Source organism: Micromonospora sp. DT41 (genome assembly GCF_049841715.1).
GTDB lineage: Bacteria > Actinomycetota > Actinomycetes > Mycobacteriales > Micromonosporaceae > Micromonospora > Micromonospora profundi.
The window spans coordinates 177,011-198,578 of record NZ_JBNCKU010000012.1; the positions used below are offsets into that span (position 1 = coordinate 177,011).

Annotated in this window: 16 protein-coding genes; 3 read left to right on the plus strand and 13 right to left on the minus strand. The window is 70.3% G+C overall.

Features of this window, described 5'->3' with window-relative positions; genetic code table 11:
* Positions 1-124 precede the first annotated feature (124 nt).
* Entirely contained in the window at positions 125-3,145 is a 3,021-nt protein-coding gene (locus ACLQ23_RS23055) for an SseB family protein (protein ID WP_355627550.1), read from the plus strand.
* A complete protein-coding gene (locus tag ACLQ23_RS23060; protein ID WP_053652250.1) occupies positions 3,142-3,507 on the plus strand; it encodes a hypothetical protein in 366 nt (121 codons plus the stop codon). The genes ACLQ23_RS23055 and ACLQ23_RS23060 overlap by 4 nt, the downstream gene beginning before the upstream one ends.
* Positions 3,508-3,511: 4 nt before the next feature.
* On the opposite strand, the gene ACLQ23_RS23065 is transcribed toward ACLQ23_RS23060, so the two are convergent.
* The 5 genes from ACLQ23_RS23065 to acs all read right to left on the minus strand — a co-directional run bounded on the left by ACLQ23_RS23065 (position 3,512) and on the right by acs (position 12,920).
* The gene (locus ACLQ23_RS23065; RefSeq protein WP_355588093.1) at positions 3,512-4,444 is read right to left on the minus strand and encodes an alpha/beta fold hydrolase; all 933 of its coding nucleotides are present in this window, start codon (positions 4,442-4,444) and stop codon (positions 3,512-3,514) included.
* A gap of 85 nt (positions 4,445-4,529) precedes the next feature.
* Positions 4,530-5,015: a hypothetical protein gene (locus ACLQ23_RS23070; protein WP_355627553.1), complete on the minus strand. Its 486-nt coding sequence runs from the start codon at positions 5,013-5,015 to the stop codon at positions 4,530-4,532.
* Positions 5,016-5,147: 132 nt separating this feature from the next.
* The gene (locus ACLQ23_RS23075; RefSeq protein ID WP_355627587.1) at positions 5,148-7,556 is read right to left on the minus strand and encodes an immune inhibitor A domain-containing protein; all 2,409 of its coding nucleotides are present in this window, start codon (positions 7,554-7,556) and stop codon (positions 5,148-5,150) included.
* 335 nt (positions 7,557-7,891) lie between these two features.
* Positions 7,892-10,708 carry an immune inhibitor A domain-containing protein gene (locus tag ACLQ23_RS23080; RefSeq protein ID WP_425881056.1) on the minus strand — a complete coding sequence of 939 codons (2,817 nt, stop codon included), beginning with the start codon at positions 10,706-10,708 and terminating at the stop codon, positions 7,892-7,894.
* Between the two features lie 247 nt (positions 10,709-10,955).
* Entirely contained in the window at positions 10,956-12,920 is a 1,965-nt protein-coding gene (gene acs, locus ACLQ23_RS23085; protein ID WP_355588099.1) for an acetate--CoA ligase, read from the minus strand.
* 325 nt (positions 12,921-13,245) lie between these two features.
* On the opposite strand from acs, the gene ACLQ23_RS23090 reads away from it, so the two are divergent.
* Complete coding sequence (locus ACLQ23_RS23090) at positions 13,246-13,992, plus strand: oxidoreductase (protein WP_355627559.1); 747 nt, start codon at positions 13,246-13,248, stop codon at positions 13,990-13,992.
* A gap of 36 nt (positions 13,993-14,028) precedes the next feature.
* On the opposite strand, the gene ACLQ23_RS23095 is transcribed toward ACLQ23_RS23090, so the two are convergent.
* The 8 genes from ACLQ23_RS23095 to ACLQ23_RS23130 all read right to left on the minus strand — a co-directional run bounded on the left by ACLQ23_RS23095 (position 14,029) and on the right by ACLQ23_RS23130 (position 21,393).
* On the minus strand, positions 14,029-14,832 hold the full coding sequence (locus ACLQ23_RS23095) for an HAD family hydrolase (RefSeq protein ID WP_355627562.1): 804 nt from the start codon (positions 14,830-14,832) through the stop codon (positions 14,029-14,031).
* A gap of 24 nt (positions 14,833-14,856) precedes the next feature.
* Positions 14,857-16,428 carry a tyrosine-type recombinase/integrase gene (locus ACLQ23_RS23100; RefSeq protein ID WP_425881057.1) on the minus strand — a complete coding sequence of 524 codons (1,572 nt, stop codon included), beginning with the start codon at positions 16,426-16,428 and terminating at the stop codon, positions 14,857-14,859.
* Between the two features lie 2 nt (positions 16,429-16,430).
* Complete coding sequence (locus ACLQ23_RS23105) at positions 16,431-16,811, minus strand: helix-turn-helix domain-containing protein (protein WP_425881058.1); 381 nt, start codon at positions 16,809-16,811, stop codon at positions 16,431-16,433.
* The gene (locus tag ACLQ23_RS23110; RefSeq protein WP_425881059.1) at positions 16,727-18,508 is read right to left on the minus strand and encodes a replication initiator; all 1,782 of its coding nucleotides are present in this window, start codon (positions 18,506-18,508) and stop codon (positions 16,727-16,729) included. Before ACLQ23_RS23110 ends, ACLQ23_RS23105 begins: the two co-directional genes overlap by 85 nt.
* Entirely contained in the window at positions 18,505-19,152 is a 648-nt protein-coding gene (locus ACLQ23_RS23115) for a DUF2637 domain-containing protein (protein ID WP_425881060.1), read from the minus strand. Before ACLQ23_RS23115 ends, ACLQ23_RS23110 begins: the two co-directional genes overlap by 4 nt.
* Positions 19,149-20,528 (minus strand): FtsK/SpoIIIE domain-containing protein, encoded by a 1,380-nt coding sequence (locus tag ACLQ23_RS23120; RefSeq protein WP_425881061.1) that lies wholly within the window; start codon positions 20,526-20,528, stop codon positions 19,149-19,151. Before ACLQ23_RS23120 ends, ACLQ23_RS23115 begins: the two co-directional genes overlap by 4 nt.
* A gap of 38 nt (positions 20,529-20,566) precedes the next feature.
* On the minus strand, positions 20,567-20,866 hold the full coding sequence (locus tag ACLQ23_RS23125; RefSeq protein WP_425881062.1) for a hypothetical protein: 300 nt from the start codon (positions 20,864-20,866) through the stop codon (positions 20,567-20,569).
* A 98-nt stretch (positions 20,867-20,964) separates the two neighbouring features.
* Positions 20,965-21,393 carry a hypothetical protein gene (locus ACLQ23_RS23130; RefSeq protein ID WP_425881063.1) on the minus strand — a complete coding sequence of 143 codons (429 nt, stop codon included), beginning with the start codon at positions 21,391-21,393 and terminating at the stop codon, positions 20,965-20,967.
* Positions 21,394-21,568: the final 175 nt, after the last annotated feature.

The following is a 21,568-nucleotide window of genomic DNA, read 5'->3' on the forward strand; positions in this document are numbered from 1 at the left end:
GAACGGGATGTTATCGCCTCGCCGACACCTCGGCGGGCCGCCGCCGGCCAGCCATTGTGATCTTGATACCACCTTGTAGGTTGTACGCGATACCTGTGGCCTGTTCTCGGAAGGGGAGGTGGCCGTGACCGAATGGGAGCCGGCCACGGAGGCCGAGGTGGCGATGCGGGAAGCCCTGCGCGCCAATGACCAGGAGCTCTACTTCCGCCTCCTGTCCCGTACCGATCTGTTGTTGCCGGTCTCCGCGCCGACGCCGCCCGGCCAGCCGCCCTCCGGTTGGGGCACCTGGACCACCGGCGGCCGGACCCACGTACTGGCCTTCACCTCCTCCGCCGCGCTGCGCGCCTGCCTCGGCGAGCACACCGCCGGCACCCGCCGCGTCCCGTTCGCCGACCTCGCCCTGGGCTGGCCCAACCATGAGTGGTGGCTCGCGGTCAACCCGGGGTTGCCCGTCGAGGGCTACCTGCCGGCCTGGTTCGTCTCCCAGCTCTCGCGTGGCGATGTCCGGCTGCCCGGCCGGGCCATGGGTGCCCGCGCACGGCTGGAACGCGCCGAGACCCTGGCCCGGTCCAGAGCCGGTACGACCAGCCGGGATGCCGCACCCGGCACCGGGCCGGCACCGGCGGCCACCCCGTCCGCGCGTCCCTCGCCGACGACCGCCGTCCCTCCGGTAGGTGGGTCGACGGTGCCGACCCCCACACCTGGGACGGGCGGGTTGTCGCGAGGGTCCGGTGTGGACGACATGCCCGCCGCCGGCCAGCGGCACCCGACCGGCCCGCCCCGGCCGGCGCGATCCGATGCCGGCGCATCCCGGTACGCGGCGTTGGCTCCCCCCGACCGACCCGCTCCCGTACCGACCGACTCGGCCGGCGCGGGCTGGCCGCCCGCGAGCCGGCCGGCCGCCGACACCGACGACCCGGCTGCGGCCAACGGCAGTGTCCCGGACGGTCGGCGCTCCTTCTTCGAACCGACATCGGGTCGGAGCCGTCCGTCCGGCACCACCCCCGGTGACGTCCGCCCCGGCGACCGCGCGGTGCCGCCATCCCGGTTCGCCCGGGGCAGCCAGCCCTTCCCGCGCCGCCGCCCCGCCGACGACGGCCCCACCCGGGCCTTCCCGATGCCGCCACCGGCCACCGCCGGGCCACCGGCCGGCGACCTGGGCGCACCCAGAGGGGTACGCGCGCCCTCGGCGAGCGAGGAGGCCACCCAGCCTCTGCCACCCCGCCGCCCCGATCCGCTGGCTCACGAGCCCACCCGTGCCTTCCGGGTGCCCGGTACGGCCGCCGGCGCGCCTGCGCCGCACCCGGCCGGGCGACCCTCGGAGGACGAGACCCAGGCGATCCCGCGCGGCCGGCCGATCGACCCGCGCCAGTTCGAGCCCGCGGAGGAGGTACCGCCATCGGTGGCGGAGCCGGTCTCCGGGCCGCCCGGTTCACGGCGGGGCTTCACGCCCATCGTCATCGAGGGCACCATCATCGAGGCCCGCGACCTCACCGACACGCCCGAACCGGACGCCCGGGTCGAGGCAGCCCCCCGCCCCGGCCCGACCACCGCCCCGCCACCGTTCGACAAGCCCGACGCGCCTGTTCCCGACCCGGCGCCGTTCGGCACGTCCGCTTCCGACGCGGCGCCGTTCGGGGCTTCCGCTTCCGACCCGGCTCCGCCGGTCCGACCTGTGCCGTCCGAGCCGAGCCTTTTCGAGCCTGCGGCCGCGCGCCGGATGTCCGCGCCGGCAGACGCCGGCCCCGACGTGGTCGGCGAGCGTCCGGTGGATGCCGACGCGGGTGGCCCGCGCGCCGACGACCGTGCCGGCACCCCGGTCGTTGATGAACGCGCGGGCTTCGGCGCGTCGCCCGTCGACGTGAGCGGTGCGGGCCGGATCGACTCGGACTGGATCGGCGCGGACCGGCTCGGCGGGGACGACCGTGCGGCGCCGGTAGGCGAGCACGTAGGGAGCCTGCTTCCCCCGATCGCTCCGAACGTCAACGGATCACCCTCCCCAGCGGCTGCGGACGGTGAATCGCCCTCCCCGGTGGGTGCGGACGCTGGTGCGTCGCCCTACCCGGTGGACAGCGGCGTGGAGACGGCACGCGTCGACGCGACCGCCCGCGACAGCGCAGCGCCCCCGGTCGCGGACGGGCAGCGCCCACCGGCCGACGCGCCAGCGCCGGTGGACTTCGAGCCGGCAAACACCGTCGAGGAGGACCTGCTCAGCGCGGCCGGTGCCGGCAGCACTGACACGTTCCTGTCCACCCTTCTGCTGGCCCGGGTGCTGCTTCCGGCAGCACCGGATTCGGCGCGCGGCAGCCGGCCCGGCGACCCCGGTTTCGTCTGGCGCACCGCGCAACTCGACGGCGAGACGTACGTAGTGGTCTACACGTCGCCGGAGCGCCTCGCCGACCACACCGAGGGCGATGTCGACACGGTCCGGGTGAAGTTCGCCCAGCTGATCCGGCGCTGGCCGGACGAGGACTGGTCGTTCGCCGTCAACCCGGGCACGCCTGTCGGTGCCAAGCTGCCCGGCGAGCAGATCGTCGCGCTGGCCAACTGGGCCGCCGAGGTGGGACTCGGCGACGACCTCGAAGTGGATCCGCAGGAGCCGGCGGCCGTGGAGGAACCCGCTGCCCGCCCTCGGTACGCCCCGGCTGCTGTCGACCCGACCCGTCCGACGGTGATGCAGAAGGCGATCGCGCCGAGCCAGCTCGCGTACTACCTGGAGCGCGGGTACGACAGGGTCTCCGGTTTCGTGCACCGTGCGGGGGAGTTGGCGCACCTGACCACGCCTGCCGAGCTGCACGACGCGCTCGGTCTCAGCTACCCGGGATCGCCGTTCGTGCGGGACGCCGAGGAGATCTACGTGTTGCGCTGGCCGGCGCACCGGCCCAGCCTCTACCGGATCCCGTACGGCGGGCAGAACGAGGCGGCGATGCGGGCCATGGAGGGCTGGGTAATCGAACGCCCGCCGTTCCGCGGCAACGGGTTCGCCCCCGGCGAGAGCAGTGACGTGGTGGCGGAGTTCAAGGTGGACAGCGTGCGGCTTCCGCACGGCGCGCAGCTCTGGCGGATCGGTGGGGACGGCACCGAGCGGGTGGTCGCGGTGCTCGACACGGACGCCGTGGTGTGGCGACGGGTCGGGGAGGCGTGATGCGGGACGGCTACGTGGCCCGCTGGCGGGGCCGGGAGTATCAGGCAAGCCCGGACGGCGACGACATCCGCCTGTACCAGCCGGAGCCGGCTGAGGGCTTCGAGGAGGTCCGGCCCGGCCGGTACGTGCGGGTGCTGCCGGCGAGTGAGATCGAGGACCTGGCGTACGTGCGGACCACCTGCACGTGGCAGGGGCAGCCGTTCATCGTGCTCGGTGAGCACGACGCGTGGCTTCGCGTGGAGTACACGGGTGGGCGTTGGCCGGTGGCCGAGGCGATGCGGTTGGAGGTCTTCGACTTCGGCGTCTACCAGGGTTGGGCGCCGGCCGCCGAGGTCACCGACCTGCGGGAGCAGCGGGTCTGACAGTTCAGGACTTGGCCCAGCGCAGGATCTCGCCGAGCACCAGATCCGGGGCCTCCAGGTGCGGAAAGTGGCCCACCTCGTCCAGTAGCCGCCACTCGTAGGGTGCGACGACGTACCGGCCCGAACCGAGGGCGGTACGCGGCAGGGCGGCGACGTCGCGCGCGCCGTGCAGTTGCAGGGTGGGTGTGACCAGGGGCTTCTGCATCAGGCGAACGAACCGGTAGCCGTGCAGCCGCAGCGCCGATCGGAACGCCCAGCGGTATCCCTCCATGGCGCAGAAGGCGGCCTGCGGAATGCGCATGGCCTCCCGGCACCGCTCGGCGTACGCCTCGAAGTCCTGGCTGACGGTCCAGCGCGGCCCGCCCCAGCGGCGCAGGATCTCCCCGACTGCCGCCGCGCCGTCGCGGGTCAGCACGTGCTCGTAGCGGGGGAGTTGGAACTTGAGCGCGGAGGTGGAGGCGGCGAACTGGCCGCGCGGGTCGGCGAAGATGGCGGCGCGCAGCCGAAGCGGGTGCGGTGCCCCCAACACCACGAGTCTGCGGACGAGGGACGGGTGGAACGAGGCCACCGTCCAGGCGACCATGCCGCCGACGCCACTGCCGACCACCGTCGCGGACCGTTCGCCGAGCGCGCGGATCAGTCCGGCGACGTCGGCGGCGAGTGTGTAGCCGTCGTACCCTCGGGGTGGTTTGTCGCTGGCGCCGTAGCCGCGCAGGTCGACGGCGACCGCCCGGAAGCCGGCGTCGGCGACCGCCGGGAGCATCTGGTGCCAGGCCCACCAGTGCTCGGGGAAGCCGTGCAGGAACAGCACCATCGGCCCGGTGCCGGCCTCGACCACGTGGAAGCGGCTGCCGTTGGCGCCGACGAAGCGGTGCGTCCACGGCCCCTCGGTGAGGACGCAGGATTCGTCGACGGCGTCGCCGCGCTGGTCGGTCATGCGCTCAGCCTAGGTCCCGTGGCACAGGGCACGGTCCGGGCCCGTCCGGGGTGGTCCGCTGTTCGACCGGCGACGGTACGGTGGCTCACTCGGAGATGATGCTTCTGGCCAGCCCTGGGCCGCAGCTGATCCGTGCCCGCGCGGGTCCGATCCGCAGCGTGACGAAGCTCCCGGTCCGTAGCTCGCCGGCGTCCGGGCCGTGCAGGGCGTATTCGGTGCCGTCCTCGCTGACGAGCCGGTAGCAGGGGCCGGTGCCGCCCTGGGTGATGGTGCCGCTGATCAGGTCGGTCTGCCGCAGGTCGCTGGGCGGGCTCGGCTTGGCAGCGGGCGGGCGCATCGTCGGCGGCACGGTGGAGGACAGCGGAGGGTCGGTGACGGACGGCGACGGCGGTGCTGGAGGGGCGGTCGCGCCCGACGCGGACGGGTCGGTCGGGGGCGGCGTCGGTGTGATTGTCGGCGTGAGCGGGGTGGTGCCGCCCTCGGCGGGTGTGGTGGCGTCTCGGGGGCTGGCGCACGCGATAATCGTCAGCAGCGGGAGAAGCAGGAGCAGGGCGCGGGGGGTTGTCAGCACGTCTCTTCGACGCAGGTCAGGGCGCTGCGGTTCCGGCGGGAGGCCAGCTCGGGCGGCGTGGGCCCGCTGGTGTCGGAAACGGCAGCGGCGCCCGGGGAGAACCCCGGGCGCCGCCGTCGTGCTGCTGCGGTACTAGGAGATACGGATCTTCATCGAAGTGCCGTCCTGCTCCTGAACCTTGATCTTGACACCGGCTGCGGGAAGCTTGACGCCGTGGTTCGGCAGCTCCTCGTAGAAGTACTGCTTGGTGTCGTCGAACAGCGGCTCCGCGTCCTGGCCACGGATGTACTGCGGCTGGCTGTTGAGGCGCAGCGTGAACGAGTCGGCCTTCTTGAGGCTGAACGGCGCGTCGTACATCTGGATACGAGCACGCCAGGGAGCCCCGGTCAGGTTGTAGATCGGGCGCGGGTGCGCGTCGATGTACAGGTTCCGACCCTCACCCGGGTGGGCGACGGTGTTGTTGTCGGGCCAGCGGGTGTTCCAGTACGAGATGAGCAGGCCCTCCTGGTACGCGTAGTGGTCCACCCAGTCCGGGCGGGTGTTCGCGTAGCCGAAGAAGTACGGGCCGGTCTTCAGGTACTTGTCGTACGAGACGTACGACCGGTTGCCAGCGATGTAGTAGTTGTCGAACAGCCGGGTGTAGGTGGCCCCGACCGCCTCCCAACCCTTCAGGTCCCAGCCCGCGGCAGCGGTCTCGGCACCGTCGCTGAACACCGTCGCGCCGTCCGCGGTAACGGTGATCGCGTCACCGAAGAAGCCACCCTCGGCGACACCGCCGTCGGTGACGTAGTGCAGGCGGATCTGCGCCACCTTGCCGGCGAGCGACGTCAGCGGGATGTTGATGTCCGCCCACGCGCCGTTGCTGCTGCCGTCGAGGGCCGGGCGACCCGCGCCGTCCACGCCGATCGGCTCACCGTTGACCGTGCCGTCCAGGTCGACCCAGGTCTGGCCGCCGTCGGTCGACGCCTCGAAGTAGAGGTAGTCGTAGTTCTCCTCGATGGCGTACTTGCCCTTGAGCGACATCGCCGCCGAGGACTTGCCGGTGAGGTCGAACGTCCTCGTCATGGTCTGGTTGAGGTTGTCGTCGTTACCGGAGAAGTACTGCTTGGAGCCCTCGAACGGTGCGCCGTAGTTGAACGTGTATTCCCGCTTGGGCAACACCACCACCACTGCCTGCGCCTTGGCGGAGTTGTATTCCTGCGGGCCGAGGTCCAACGTGCGCTTCTGCCCCGCCACGACCACCTCGTAGTCGAGCCAGCCGAGCTGGAGCTTGTTCCACGCACCGAGGTCGCCGCCGCGCTCGCCGATGCCGCCGTCGTTCTTGGCGCCGAGCCGGCTCTGGGCCATCAGGGTCCAGTGCTCGTTGCTGTTGTCGGCCGGTCCGTAGTCGTCCGGCAGGCCCAGGTCGTGGCCGTACTCGTGGTAGAAGACGCTGCGGCCACCGTTTTCCGGCTGGATCGTGTAGTCGCGGATCCAGACGCCGGTGTTGCCGATCTGGGTACCACCGATCGGGAAGTTCGGCGGGCCGACCGGCGAGCTGTTGAACGCCGACCAGCGGTGGCTCCAGATGGCGTCCTCACCCTGCTGCGGGTCACCGTCGGCCTGGTCGCCGCCGGAGTGGACGATCTGGAAGTGGTCGATGTAGCCGTCCGACTCGTTGAAGTCGCCGTCACCGTCGTAGTCGAACCGGTCCCACTGGTCGTAGGACCGCATCTCCTCGGCGATCTGGGCGTCCGTCCGGCCCTTGGCCTTCTGGTCGGCGACCCACTGGTTGGCGGCGTCGCGGATCAGCGCCCACGTGTTCGAGCAGACGTTGTCGCCGCAGACAGCGGGGTCGCCGGTCGGGTCGTTGTCGGCCTTCGGGTCGTCGGAACGACCGTAGCGGGCCTCGTTGTACGGAACCTTGACCCAGTCGGTGACCTGGCCCTCGACCGTGTAGCGGCCGGAGGACTGGGCCTCGTAGTACTGCTTCAGCGACTCGTCGCCGGGGTTGGTGCCGAAGTACAGCTGGCGGAAGTGATCCGGGCTGTAGTCCGGCTGCCAGACGGTGGAGTTGTCCACGGCCCGGTTGGGCTGCGGGATCTGGTTGTGCAGAGGACCCTCGAAGGTCGCCGGGCCGGCGATGTTCGGGTTGAGGTCCTTGTCCGGGTAGGACGGGTGCCGCTGGTTGCCGAACTCGGCCAGGATCACGAAGATCTTGTCGGTCCGCTCGCGCTGGAGCTCGACGTACTGGTCCTCGGTCGCCTGCGCGGTCGCGGACCGGGCGTTGGCGTTGGTGTCCGCCTTGCCGACCTGACCGACCTTGACGACCGTGCTGCCGTTGCGCTGAATCGGCTTGCTGCGCCCGCTCAGCACGTCACTGAGACCCTGCTGACGCAGCTCACGGCGCTTGGCCTCGAGCTTGTCAGGGAGTTCGTCCTTCAGGAGCTGCGGCTCGGCGGCGGTCGGAGCTGCTGCCGGCAGTTTGGGCTGAGGCGCCGCCGAGGCGGACGGGCCGAAAGCCAGGCCTGTCGCCGTCAGTGAGAGCCCGAGCAGACCCACTGCGACTTTGCGCACGTGGTACCTCCGGTGTGAGGGAACCGGCCCAACGGGGGTACGGGCCGGTGATAGATCGATCCCACTAGTGGGACCAATGGTGAACATAGACACTGCTGCGTCGGGTGGGAAGACGAACGCGTCGATTTGTTGCAAGATTTTGTTGAGAACGCTTTTCACCGTCACACCTGCGCGCCTCATCTGGGCGTGGACCAGGATCGATGTGCCGCGAGCGGCTACAGCGACGTATCTCGATAAGAGTGATCAGGTATGCGACAGTGGGGCCGGCGGCGTTCCCGCCACCGGCCCCACCGATACTGCTGTTCAGTTGCGGGAAACCGTCACCGCCTCGCCGAGGTGACGTGGATCGTGGCGGACGTGTTGTCCCGCGCGGCCTTCTTGATGGTGAGCGAGACGCCGTAGTTCACGCCCTGGTCCCCGGGGTTACCGGTGCCCAGCACGATCGCGCCGCCGCCCAGCGTCACGCCGTAGAACTCCGGCGCCGGGCTACCGTCCGGGTGGGTGACCCGGGTGGTGTACGGCGCGTTGTCCCGCGACGGGAGCACCACCGAGGCGTCGTTGTCCCGCGCGTACGCGGCCCCGTCGCGCATCTCGATGCCCGGGTACCAGCCCTTGGCGTCGGTGAAGCCCTTGACCGGCGGCAGCGCCTTGAACTTCGTGCAGTACGCGCTGTACGGCTCGTCCGCCGCCTCGAGGCACTCGGTGAAGGGGTACGTCGGCTTCAGCGAGAACGCCGCGTTCGACGACTGTGGACGGCTCGGCAGGTTGTCCGTCACCGACGGGTCCTTCACCGCCGCCTCGCCGGTGCGCCGGTACGGGTCGAAGTGCGAGTCGACGATGAGCAGCCCGCCCTTCGCCCCGTAGCTGGGCAGCGCGGTCATCTGCCCGGTGACGTGGTTGACGTCGCCGAGCGCGGTGTCCCGGTACCAGACCAGCATGCCCGGCGCGTTGTACGAGATCCGGTCGACCTTCCACGCCTCGTGCGAGTAGATCGTGTCGTAGGTGTACTTCAGGCCCTCGTCGAAGCCGTCGAAGTTACGCCACTCGGCCAGGTAGTAGTGCGCGTGCACCTCGGTGCCACTGCTGACCTTCCAGCCCGCGCCGGTGGTGTCGACCCAGGTGCCGCCGGTGGCGGTCCAGCCGTTGTCGCCGCCCTCGACGTCGTCACTCCAGGTGGTGGCGCCGCCGCCGGTGACCGCGAAGTCGTCGACGAACCAGTTGCGCTCCTCGAACGCCTCGTCGGTGGCCAGCCGCAGCCGCAGTTGGACCGTGGTGCCGGCGTACGCCGACAGGTCCACGTAGTCGTGCCGCCAGCCGTCGGTGCTGCCGGTCAGGCCGTACTTCTTGCCGCCGAAGTCGTTCATCCGGCCGTTCGGGTCGGGGTAGCCGTCGGGCGTGGTGACCGCGGTGCCGGCCTCGTTGTAGACCTTCTGCTCGCTCCAGGTCGTGCCGCCGTCCGTGGACAGCTCGACGAAGCCGTAGTCCCAGTCCTGCTCGATGATGTAGTTGTTCCACATCCAGAACTTCGCGTCGGCGGCCGCCGGTACGTCGACCGACCGGCTGAGCTTGACGTCGGCCCAACCCTGGTCGTTGTTGCTGTGCCACATCTTGCTGCCGCTGTGCGGGGTGGCAAGCGTGGTCACCTTGTCCGGCAGGTCGACCTTGATGCCGTCCTCGGTGCGCACCGGCGTACGCGAGGTCTGCCCGACCTCCACTGTGCGCGGGCGCGAGCCCGGCGTCACGGTCAGCGGGTCGGCCCAGCCGAGCACCCACTTGTCCCAGATGCCCATGTGCGTGGGCAGCGCCTGGAAGATCTCACCCGAGTGCGAGCCGGAGGCCATCAGGTCCCAGAAGTCCACGTCGGAGTCGGCGTTGCCGGACGTGTCGTAGAGGTCCGGCAGGCCGAGGTCGTGGCCGAACTCGTGCGCGAAGACGCCGACGCCGGCATCCTCGGGCTGCACGATGTAGTTCGACACCTTCAGGTTGGTGCCCGGGATGCTGTAGCCACCGGCCACCGAGGAGGAGTGCGCCCACACGGCGTACGTGCCCTCGGCGCCACCGCCGCGGGACTTGCCCTGCCCGGCGTGCACCAGCACGAGGTGGTCGATCACGCCGTCCGGCTCGAAGAGGTTGCCGTCGCCGTCCCGGTCCGCCTGGTCCTCGATGTCGTAGTCGGCCCACGGGAAGCTGGGGTCCTGCGCGGCGAGCGCGTCGATCGCGTCCGTCGCCAGCCGGCCCGCGCCGGCGGGGTTGTCCGGGTGCCCGTTCATCGACTGCTGGCGGCCGGCGACCCAGTTGCCGTTCTCGTCCTGGAAGCAGCGCGACGCCGCGTACCAGCCCTCGGAGTGCGGCACGGTGATCCAGGGGCTGGCCTGCCCGTCGACCGTGTACGCGTTCTTGGACATCTCCAGGTACATGTTGTGCATGGTGCGGCCGGAGAGGTCGATGCCCGGCTTGCCGTCCGGGCCCCTCAGGTCCTTGCGGACCCGCTCGGTGATGCCCTTCTTGCTGTACAGCATCTTGTCGTAATGCGACGGCGAGAAGTCCGGCACCCACATCGAGTTGTTGTCCTCGTGCGGCAGGGTCGCCGGGTTCGCGATGTTGTTGTGCTTCGGGCCGTTCTGGACGGTGCCGGGGACGCAGGTGCGGTCCTCGAACACCGTCTTGGGAACCATCACGCCAGTGAAGTCGTCGTTGGCCTGGTCGTTGAATTCCACGAGCAGCGTCAACAGCTTCGCCGTCTGGGTGGAGGGCGCCTTCTTGATCTTCCGGGGGTTCTTGCCCGTCTTGATCGACTTGGCCTCGATCTTGGCCAGTTGACGGGCGGTCACCGGGTTGCCCCGGGCGTGCTTCTGGTCGAACGCGCGCGCGGCGTCGACGCCGGGCGTGTAGACGCCACCCTTGCCCTTGACCTCGCGGCCGTTGGTGTCGGTCTGCACCTCGGGCTCGGCGTAGTTGATGTAGTACTCGTCCGCACCGATCACCGCCTGCGGGGTGGTGGCCGACGACTGGGCCGCCGCACTGCCGGTCACGGTCAGTGACGTGGCCGCGAGGGCGATGGCGGGTAGCGCGACGAGTAGTCGTCGCCGCGCCCCGGACTGCGGTTTGTGGTTCATGCCGCTCCATTTCTCGGGCATGGGGAGAGGGAAGCTGGAGTCGCCGCACATCGATGTGATGAACGTCGAACTGTCCCAACCTGCGTGAACCTAAGGCACAACCGGCCGAAAGGACAGAGGTGGCCCACCGCCTGTGCCCGTTCAGCCGCTCCCGGCTCATCCGACTGACCGATGTGACGCTGGTGGGGCCGTCCGCGCCGTACCCGTAAGAAATGACGGAGGGTGGCGGTCCGTCCGGACCGCCACCCTCCGATGTGTACGCCTGCCGTCAGTCCTCGTCGGACTTCGTGCCACTCATCCCCGACGAGATCAGGTCCATCACCGACGAGTCCTGCAACGTCGTCACGTCGCCGAGCGACCGGTTCTCCGCCACGTCCCGCAGCAACCGGCGCATGATCTTGCCGGAGCGGGTCTTCGGCAGCTCCGGCACCAGCATGATCTGCCGCGGCTTGGCGATCGGGCCGAGCGTCTTCGACACGTGGTTGCGCAGGTCCGCGATGAGCTGCTCACCGGCCTCGCCGGCGATGTCGGTGCTGCCGCGCGGGATGGCGAACGCGACGATCGCCTGACCGGTCGTCGGATCGGTGGCACCCACCACCGCCGCCTCAGCCACCGACGGGTGCGACACCAACGCCGACTCCACCTCGGTGGTGGAGATGTTGTGCCCGGACACCAGCATCACGTCGTCCACACGGCCGAGCAGCCAGATGTGCCCGTCGTCGTCCTTCTTCGCCCCGTCACCGGCGAAGTACATGCCCTCGAACCGCGACCAGTACGTCTCGATGAACCGGTCGTCGTCGCCCCAGATGGTGCGCAGCATCGACGGCCACGGCTCCCGCAGCACCAGGTAGCCGCCACCGCCGTTCGGCACCGACTGGCCCTGGTCGTCCACCACGTCGGCGACGATGCCCGGCAGCGGGGTCATGGCCGAACCCGGCTTGGCCGCCGTCACCCCAGGCAGCGGGGAGATCATGATGGAGCCCGTCTCGGTCTGCCACCAGGTGTCCACGACGGGCAGCTCACCCCTGCCGACGTGCTGCCTGTACCACATCCACGCCTCGGGGTTGATCGGCTCGCCGACGCTGCCCAGCAGCCGCAGCGACGACAGGTCGAAGCCCGCCGGGATGTCCTCGCCCCACTTCATCATCGTGCGGATCAGCGTCGGTGCCGTGTAGAGGATGCTGACCTTGTACCGGTCGACGATCTCCCAGAACCGGCCCTTGTGCGGAGTGTCCGGGGTGCCCTCGTACATCACCTGCGTGACGCCGTTGGAGAGCGGCCCGTACACGATGTAGGAGTGGCCGGTCACCCAGCCGATGTCGGCAGTGCACCAGTAGACGTCCGTCTCCGGCTTCAGGTCGAATACCGCATGCGCGGTGTACGACGCCTGCGTGAGGTAGCCGCCGGTGGTGTGCAGGATGCCCTTCGGTCGGGCCGTCGTGCCACTGGTGTAGAGGATGAACAGCGGGTGCTCGGCGTCGAACGGCTGCGCGGTGTGCTCGGCCGACGCCGGGTCCACAGTCTCGTGCCACCAGTGGTCCTTCGCCGTCCAGGCCACGTCCTCGCCGGTACGGCGGACCACGAGCACGTGCTCCACCGACGGGCAGTTCGCCACCGCCTCGTCCACTGTCGGTTTCAACGCCGACGGCTTGCCCCGCCGGTAACCACCATCGGCGGTGATCACCACCTTGGCGCTGGCGTCCTGGATGCGGTTGCTCAGCGAGTCGGCGGAGAAACCACCGAAGACAACACTGTGCGCGGCACCGATCCGGGCACACGCCAGCATGGCTACCGCTGCCTCCGGAATCATCGGCAGGTAGATCGCCACCCGGTCACCGGCCGTGACCCCGAGGTCCGTGAGCGCGTTCGCCGCCCGGCAGGTCATCTCGTGCAGGTCGGCGTACGTGATCGTCCGGGTGTCGCCCGGCTCACCTTCCCAGTGGATGGCCACCTTGTCGCCCCGGCCCGCCTCCACATGCCGGTCCAGGCAGTTGTACGCCACGTTGAGCTGCCCACCGACGAACCACTTCGCGAACGGTGGGTTCGACCAGTCGAGCACCTCGTCCCACTTCTTCGACCAGGCCAGCCGGTCGGCCTGCTTCGCCCAGAAAGCGAGCCGATCACTCTGCGCCTCCGCGTACGCGTCGACTGTGACGTTGGCGTGCGCGGCGAGTTCGGCCGGCGGGGGGAACTGGCGCGTCTCGTTCAGCAGATTGGCCAATGCCTCGCTCATGCCGTGGCTCCTCATCCTCGGGGTGACCTGGGTCTCGATGGCCAGAAGGGTAGTCGCGCGGTACCTGAGCGGCGAGGGCCACCCGTCCCCTCGCGCCGAGCGGCCCTCGCCGCGCGCCCGGCGGTGCCCTGCGCTGGGCGGTGCCTTGATCGACACGGGTTCCTTGAAATCGGGGTATCCCACGCGGCTGGACACCCCGATTTCAAGGAGCCCGTGTTGACCATGGACCCGCGGACCGCGCCGACCGCAAGGCTGAGCGGTGGCGCGGGTCGCGTTCCGGGCGGGTGCGGCCCGGCCGGCCGGCACGGGTCGCTAGCGTGACGGGGTGACCACCGACCCGCTCGCCCCGCTGCTCGCGCTCGCCGACATCGCCGCCGCCGTCGACAGGGCACGTGGGCGGTTCGACGAGGCACTGGGGCACCGCGCGCTACGCCGCAACGGCGGCCAGGTCGCGGCCGAGGTGAGCCTCCGGTCGGCGGTGGCCAGCGCCGCTCTCGAAGGGGCCGTCCACGATCGCGAGGAGGTTCGGGCCGGCACTGTCACCGACCCGGTGCTCCAAGGAGCACTGCGGGTCGCGGGGGCGCTACCCGGCCTGAGCGAACTCTGGCCGAAAGCACCTCGGCAGGCTCTCGCGAAGCTGCACGTACTCGCCGCCCGCGACATCGTGCCCGAATCCGAGCTGGGTCGCCCGGTGGCCGACCCGGTGGTCGCCGCCCGCCTGGACGGGCTGGCCGGACTGGTCGCCGGAGGCACGAAGGTCTCCCCGCTGGTGCTCGCCGCCGTCGTACACGGGGAACTACTTAACCTGCGCCCGTTCGCCGGGCCGTCGGGCGTGGTGGCGCGGGGCGCGGCGCGGCTCGTGCTGCTCGCCAGCGGCCTGGATCCGCGCGGCCTGCTCGGCGTCGACGTCGGCCACCGCGAGCGCGAACCCGAGTACGTCGGCTCGGCCGGCGCGTTCGCCACAGGCACCCCCGACGGGCTGCGCTCCTGGTTGCGCCACTACATGTCGGCCGTCGAGGTCGGCGCCGACCAGCTCACCACCATCGGCGACGAGATCCTCGCCGCTGCCTGAGCAGCCCAGTCTGCACGCCGTTCGCTGCCCCGCAGGTCAGGCGTTGGTGGCGGCGCGGGTACGGCGGTGCCTGCCATACCAGGCGATGCCGATGGCCACGCCCACGCCGACCCCCAGGGCCGCTGCGGCGACCGGCACGGCCGGCCGCTCCCGCAGCCGGCGGCCCAGCGGGATCGGGTGCCGGAACTCCAGCACCGGCCAGGCGTTCTCCGACGCCAGTTTGCGTAGCTGCCGGTCCGGGTTGACCACGCTCGGGTGACCCACACACTCAAGCAGGGGCCGATCACTGTACGAGTCGGAGTAGGCGTACGAGTCGGCCAGGTTGTAGCCGCGAGCGGCGGCCAACTCGCCGACCGCCTCGACCTTGCTCGGACCGGCCGCGTAGAACTCGACCTCGCCGCTGTACCGACCGTCCTGCACCGTCATCCGGGTGGCGATCACATCGGTCACCCCGAGTAGTGCACCGATCGGCCGGACCATCTCCTCGCCGGAGGCGGACACCAGCACCACATCCCGGCCGGCCGCCTGGTGTTCCTCGATCAGGGCGGCGGCTTCGGCGTACACATAGGGGTTGATCAGCTCGTGGAGTGTCTCCGCGACGATCTGGCGGACCTGTTCCACCTGCCAGCCCTTGCAGAGCGCGGCCAGGTAGTCCCGTGTTCGGGCCATGGTCTGCTCGTCGGTGCCGCCCAGCCGGAACATCAGCTGCGCGTACGCCGACTTGACGACATCACGCCGAGTGATCAGCCCGTCCCGGTAGAACGGCCGACCGAACGCGAGAGCGCTCGACTTGGCGATGACGGTCTTGTCCAGATCGAAGAAAGCGGCACTTCGGCCCACGGCGCGAAAGTCTAGCCGGATGGTCTATCGTCGGCGGGTGCCCGGGGTCACGCCACCCCTCGGACCTGCGGGCCGGGACCACCGACTCCACTCGGCGTGATGGCGCTCACACTCCGCAAGGAGATTTTCGCACTGCGTGGAGTCAACGCCACTCGACGTGACGGGCCCGCTCAGGCAGACTTGTCCGCACGACGAGCTTTCACATCGTGGAAAAGACAGACCCTCGGCGATTGCACCCCCCGTGATCGCCGAGTGGTTCGGCTCGACCCCCCCCGGAGCCGAACCTTCGACGGCCCCCGTCTCCCCCCGACGGGGGTCGTCCCTTTCCCGGGAGCGCTTCCGGCCAGGTGAAGGTGTGTCTCCCGGGTCGGCCGGTCGAGGCGACGGGCGGAAAGTCAGCGAATCGTCAGCGAAGGTCAGCCGGACCCGGTCGGCGTAGTCCTCGGGCGTGTGCGTGTATCGGTCCAGCGTCGTCGACGCCTTCTCGTGCCCGACCACCCGCTGCACCACGTTGACCGGCACGCCGTCCGTCACCAGCCAGGTGATGTACGAGTGCCGAAGGTCGTGGAACCGCAGCCTGCCGACCGCAGTAGCCGCCGCGTGCGCCACCGCCGCCGCTTCCGTCAAAAACTCCGCCCGCTGCTCCCGGCCGTCCCGGTCCGGCCACGCCGCCATCCACCGGCCCGGCGCTACCTCGGTGATCCGGCCGAGCAATCCGGCCCGCACCAGCGACGGCAGCCACACCCGTCGTCGGAAGTTCGATCGCCGCTGCGGCCCGCCGTCCCGGTCGGCGAAGACCAATGCCCGGCCGTCCGGCGAGGCGGGGCCGCGCCGCTGGCGCAGCTCGTCGACAAGGAACGGCGGCATGGGCACCGCTCGCACGCCAGCCCGACTCTTCGGGTACGCCCGCAGCACAATCCCGCCGTGGGTCTCTACGGCCACCTGGGCGACGTACAAGAGCCCTCGATCAAGGTCGACCGCCTCCCACGGCAGGCCCGCGCACTCACCCCACCGCAGTCCCGCCCCAGCGGCGGCGCAGACGATTCCCCGGTGTTCGGCCGGGACGGCGGGCAGCAGCCGGCTGAGGAACGCCTCTCGGCTGATCGTGGTCGCGCCAGCCTCACCCGCCCGGTTGCGGGGCACCCGGACCCCTTCGCAGGGGTTGACCGCGAGGAGCCGCGCCCGGATCGCCGTCTGCATGATCATCGAGAGCAGCCCGAGGTGCTTCGCCGTGGTCGAGGGCGCCAGAGTCCGACCGAGCTTGGTCGCCCACTCCTGTACCGCCATGTAGTCGATCCGCCCCAATGGCCATTCGGCCCACTGCGGTAGCAGATGGGCTCTCAGCATCGACTCCGTCCGCTCGGTCGTCCGGGCCTCCACCGACCGCCCGGCCAGCCACCGGACCACGAACTCGTCGAACCGCACCTTGCCCGCGTGCGGATCGACGTACGTGCCCTTGTTCAATGCACCCTCGACTTCGGCGAGGTAGGCGTTCGCCGCCTTCTTCGTGCGGAAGGTCTTGGCCTTCTGCCGGTTCGCCGAGTCCCGCCAGTTCGCCCGGTACGTACCCGCCGGAGTCTTGATGACGAAGCCCATGCTCACCGACCCCTGCGCGGAGCTTCGGTGCCGGTGGCGGCAAGGTCACCGGATGCGCCGTCAAGCCAGGCGTGGAAACGGCTACGCGGCACCACCCAGCGCCGCCCCAGGCGCTCGGCGGGGATCTGCCCGGACCGGACCAGGGCGTAGGCCGAACTGACCGACAGGGACAACATGACGGCCACTTCCTTCACCGTGTAGACCGCCCGGACCGGACGAGGGATGACTTCACCGGCCCGAGGGCCGGCCTGCCGTGGCACGAATGGCACGACGATGGACAAGGTTTCCTCCGAGGGGTTCATGCCGCGAGCGCGGCGGGTTGATCGGTTGCCGAAACGGCGGCGGCTGTTCGTAGCCGTGCCATGTCGAGGTCTGCTCGCCATCGGAAGCGCGCCGAGATCGCGCGCAGGAGGCGGTGCTCCAGCGGCGGTACGTCGGGATCCTCGGGCCGGGCGAGTTCGAACCGGTACCGCTTGGATCCGTCCGCGTCGTCGGCCGCCTGGTCGTGCTCCTCGGTGTCGGCCATGCCCCCGGCGAGGATGGCCCGCACCCACGCGCGGTTATCGGCACGGTGGTCGGCGAGGGTCTTCCCGGACCACTGGCGAGAGACAAGCACACGCCGGCCGGTGAAGCCGAGGGTGGAGCGTTGGTGGACCTTCCCGGTGCACCGGCCGGGGGTCAAGCCTGCCTTGACCCCGTCCGGCTGGACGCCATAAAGCAGCCAGTTGGCGCAGGTTGGGGAGCAGGGCAGGACGGACAGTTCCGCGTGCAGCCGGTCGAAGTGCGCCTGCTGCGCGTCGGAGCGGGGTTTCGGCTGGTCGGTGAGGTCTTTGGTGACGTACTTGGTCACGTAGCGGATCGAGCGTTCGGCGTCCTTGGTGCCTTGCTCGATTCCTCGGGCGTCGATGCGACCCAGTCGAGCCACGTAGGCGGGTCGGCTGTCGGGTTCCTCCAGGGCGTCGAGTGCTTCACCCCAGGTGGGTAGCGGCTCGCGGGTCTTCGGGTCGACGTACGCCTGTCGGTCGACGTCCCAGACTGGGGGCTTGTCGACTTCGTAGGTCAGTTCGTCGAACCGCGGCCACCACACCTGGTGGTAGGTGGCCGCCGCGATCTGCTTGAGTAGCCGACGCGGGAGGGTGCCTCGGATGGCGAAGTGGGCGTGTGGGGCGAGTCGGCGTTGCAGCTCGACGGCTCCGGCGTATTGGACGTTCCAGCCGGCGGCGCGGCGGACGTTCTGCCACCACCGGTCCAGGACTCGGGCGAAGTGGATCGAGTCCAGGGCTGCGCGCCGGTAGTCGTAGCTGGCCGGGTCGATCGGGGTACCGAGTACGTCGTCATGAGGGCCGTGGCGCTGGCCGCATTCGCACGGTGCGATGTAGGCGCCGCGTCGGAGGTGGGAGTGCACCGGTCCGTGCGAGCCGAGGGTGAGCGTGACGAGCATGGACGGCCGGTAGGTCTTCCCCGCCTTGCCGGAGTAGGCGCGGCCGACGGTGCGCGGGTCGACGGGCAGCCGGGGCAGGTCGGGCGAGTCCTGCCGCCGCCGGGTGGATCGCTTGCGGCGTGGTCGCTCGTCGCGGTCCTTGGGGGTGAGGTGCCCGCGCAGGCTGGTTTCGCCGAGGGCTTCGTTCAGCTCGGCTATGGCGGCGTCGATTTCTGCCAGGTGGGAGGCCCGCTCGTCGGGAGGCATGGGTTGGTACTGCACGGCTTCGCGTTCGAACTCCAGGTGCGCCCGGACCCGCACCAGGGCGAGGACGTCTTCCCCGGGCTTGTCGGGGCGCACGGCGGGTTCGTCGGCGAGGTGCCAGCCCTCGCGGATCTGTTGGATGCGCAGTCGCCGGCCTCGCTCGGCGCAGGGTTTGCATTTGACGGCGAGGGTCGCGCCGCAGGGCACTTCGACGACCTCGGTGAGGCCGGTGGTGGTGTCGGTGCGACGTAGGGCCAGCGGACGCACGCAGACGCCGTTCTGTTCGGCGAGCTGCTTGAGCGCGTCCTTGGCCAGGGGCTTGCGCATCCGATCCGCCCGCGACCCCGGGCGGGGCTGCTCAACGGGAGCTGTGGGGATGAGTTCGAGTTGGTTCACCGGTTCTGCTCCAGGACGAAGCTGTTGCTGTTGCGGGGCGTGAAGGCAGCCGCTGGCACGGGCACCAGTCCTGGCCGACGCTGAACCGGCGTGACGGGGGCCGGGTGCAGCGTCGCCGGGCGAGGCTGTTCGTCGGTGGCCGCCACGGCGACGGTCACCGCCTGGTCCTCGTCAACGGGTGGCCGGTCGTCGGCCGGCTCGTAGCCGGGCGGGGCGTCACCCCACTCGCTCGCCTCGCCCGGATTGTCGACGGGCGCCGCTGGGGTGGTGGAGAAGATGAGCTTGGACAGGCCGAGGAACGCCAGCGCCGGCACGGCTGACAGGAGCGCCCCGGACACGCCCGGCTTGGCCACGGCGAGTTGCGCGGACAGGGACAGGGCGACGGCGCAGACGAGCAGGAACATTGGGTAGCCGATTGGCCCGCCGGTGCGGCGCCGCCGCCGGATCGTGAGTAGTGCGGCGAGGGGTAGGAGTTCGGAGATGGCGGCGTTGGCCCAGCCGAACCAGTCCCCGGTCCCGGTCGGGGAGTTGGCCATGGTCCAGTCGTGCACGTGGGTGAACGACGCCGCTCCGGCCAGGCCGCCCACGGTCAGGACGATGAGCACCAGGACCACGCCCTCCACCCGTTCGGTGTTGGTCTTCACCGGGTCATCCCCTCGTCGTCGGTGTCGCAGAGTCGGCGGTAGTCGCGGCCCAGCTCGCGGATGTCGTCATCGGTGAGGTAGGCAAAGCGGACCCGAACGGGTTCGCGGACGCCGTCGAGGACCACGAACCCCACCCCGGGTGACGATTCGGGGATGCGGTCACATAGCGCGCCCCGGTCGCGGGCGGCGTCGCCGAGGACCATGTCCACTTGCTCCGGCTCGGTCAGCCGCAGGCCGATGCGGGTGGGGAACAGGTCCCGGAACGGGAGCACGTCCTTACGCGGGTCCTGCAACGCCGCCACCACGTGCACCCCGACCGCGCGGCCCTGCGACAGCAGCAGGCCGAGGGCTTCCTTGATCCGGTCGCGGATCTTCCGATCGGTGATGTACGCCGTCAGCGCCGCCAGCTCGTCGACCACCAGGACCAGCAACGGCTCTTCCACGGTCGGCGTGTGCTGGCGGGTGACCCCGCGCAATCGGGCCGCACGAAGGCGCATGCGCTTAACGGCTTCGTCGAGGACGCCGGCCATGCCGTCGGGGTCGTCGTAGGAGAACCGGGCGAACAGCGGGACTCCCGCCGCCAACTCCATGCCGCCCTTCGGGTCGAACGCCCACACCTCGACGAGCCCGGAGCGGATGCCGCTGGCCAGGGAGCGGATCAGGGACCACAGCACCGACCCCTTCCCGGCACCGGTCGCGCCCGCGATGAGGACGTGCGAACCGGTCAGCCGCAACCGGTACGCCTGCCCGTCTTCCCGGACGCCGAGCGGTAGCCCGTCCAGGTCCGGAACGTCGCCTACCGGTAGCGGCGCGACGATGCCAGCAAGGGGGTCGCGGCGCATCAAGCGGACCACCACCCGATCCGGCCGGTCCGTCGAGCGGGCCTGACCGGTGGGCAGGCGAAATGCGTAGGCGAGGCGTTCCGCGGCCTGCCCCCAGTCGTCGGGAATCTGGCCCGGCAGCATCCGCACAGTCAGCTCATCGCCGTAGCGGTCGCAGCGCACCCGCAGCAGCCGAGGCACGTACCGGTCACCGCCGAATACCGTCGCCAGCCCGCAGGTGGCCATGACCGACGCCCACCGAGGCCGGTAGACCACCAGGGCGCGGACTCGGGCAACGAGCGGGTACCAGCCGAAGCGCAGCCACGACGACGGGTGCCACCGCCACCAGGCCACGCAACCGGCGGCAACCGCCGCGACGACGCCGGCCAACACGAGGCCACCGAACTCGACCCGCATCCACAGCGCGAGGCCCGCCGGCGCGGTGATCCACCAGTAGCGGGCCGCCAGCACGGCGAGGCGGAACAGACCCCGACCCAGCCACCAGAACACCAGCAGCCAGCCCGGAACCCGCCACGCGGGAAGACGCACGTTCATCGGCGCCACGGGGATTTTGTCCCCCGGAATGATGTTGATCAGAGGCACAGGTCACCGCCCTGACCACGACGGCCGCGGCCCAATGTCGAGACGCAGGACCGGCACGACATCCGGCGCAGGTCGAACCGGCGCGGCTTCACCCACCGGCAGCAACGCGGGCAACGGATCGCCGAGACTGAGCCGAGAGCCGGCGGCAGCCGCAACGCTGAACGGATCGCCGCTTCCACCTCCCGGTAGGCGTGCCGCAGGCCGGCCAGGTGGGGGCGGAAGACCACCAGCAGCACGCCGACCAGCAGCGGCACGGCAATGACCAGGGCAGGGTGAACTACGGTGGGCATCACGCCCTCCTTCATCAGACGAGGGATGGGAGAGCGCGGGAGCGGGCCGGGACTCTTGGCGGGGAAACGACCCGCCCCGCGCGCCAAACAGCGACCGATCAGGCAGCCACCGAACCCGGCATCACCGAGGCCGGACGGATCGCCACAGCCCGCAGCGAGTACGCCATCCGGGAGCGGCAGTCACCCGAAGACCGCCCCGGCTTGCACCGCTGCGAATCCACATACGGGGTCAAGGTCAAGCCTTCGAACTCCACAGCCGGCGGGTAACCCGGCACTGTCGACGGGGGCGGCACCGGCTGCTGCGGCGCGACCACCTTCACCTTCACCTCCGTTGACCGGCCGAACTTTCCGGCCTCCGGGTCCAGATCCATCACCCGGACCACCCAGACGCGCTCTCCGGTCTCCTTGTCCCGCGCCTGGTTATCCGCCTCACCACGCCGCTCAAAATCGATCTGCGGCGAGACGCCGAGGCATAGCGCCCCAGCGGGGAAGACGTACTCGGATGGGACCGGCACCTTCAACGTCATCGGAACCACTTGGACAGCCTCCTAGCCTCACCAGCCATCCTCCTGACAACCGGTTGAGCTAACAAGTTACGTCAGCTTGTAAGTACAAGCAAGGCTAACCTCGGCCTTTCACGGCAGCCGTGATCTTGGATGTCCAGCGGGTCGGTAGATATGGCGAAGTGCCTGCCACGTAAGG

What these genes read in the sequence shown, in the direction of transcription:
- acs (WP_355588099.1), bottom strand. Translation starts at nt 12,920, where the DNA reads ATGAGCGAGGCATTGGCCAATCTGCTGAACGAGACGCGCCAGTTCCCC.
- ACLQ23_RS23080 (WP_425881056.1), bottom strand. Translation starts at nt 10,708, where the DNA reads ATGCCCGAGAAATGGAGCGGCATGAACCACAAACCGCAGTCCGGGGCG.
- ACLQ23_RS23125 (WP_425881062.1), bottom strand. Translation starts at nt 20,866, where the DNA reads ATGCCCACCGTAGTTCACCCTGCCCTGGTCATTGCCGTGCCGCTGCTG.
- ACLQ23_RS23105 (WP_425881058.1), bottom strand. Translation starts at nt 16,811, where the DNA reads ATGGCGAGCAGACCTCGACATGGCACGGCTACGAACAGCCGCCGCCGT.
- ACLQ23_RS23100 (WP_425881057.1), bottom strand. Translation starts at nt 16,428, where the DNA reads ATGGGCTTCGTCATCAAGACTCCGGCGGGTACGTACCGGGCGAACTGG.
- ACLQ23_RS23065 (WP_355588093.1), bottom strand. Translation starts at nt 4,444, where the DNA reads ATGACCGACCAGCGCGGCGACGCCGTCGACGAATCCTGCGTCCTCACC.
- ACLQ23_RS23130 (WP_425881063.1), bottom strand. Translation starts at nt 21,393, where the DNA reads ATGACGTTGAAGGTGCCGGTCCCATCCGAGTACGTCTTCCCCGCTGGG.
- ACLQ23_RS23120 (WP_425881061.1), bottom strand. Translation starts at nt 20,528, where the DNA reads ATGAACGTGCGTCTTCCCGCGTGGCGGGTTCCGGGCTGGCTGCTGGTG.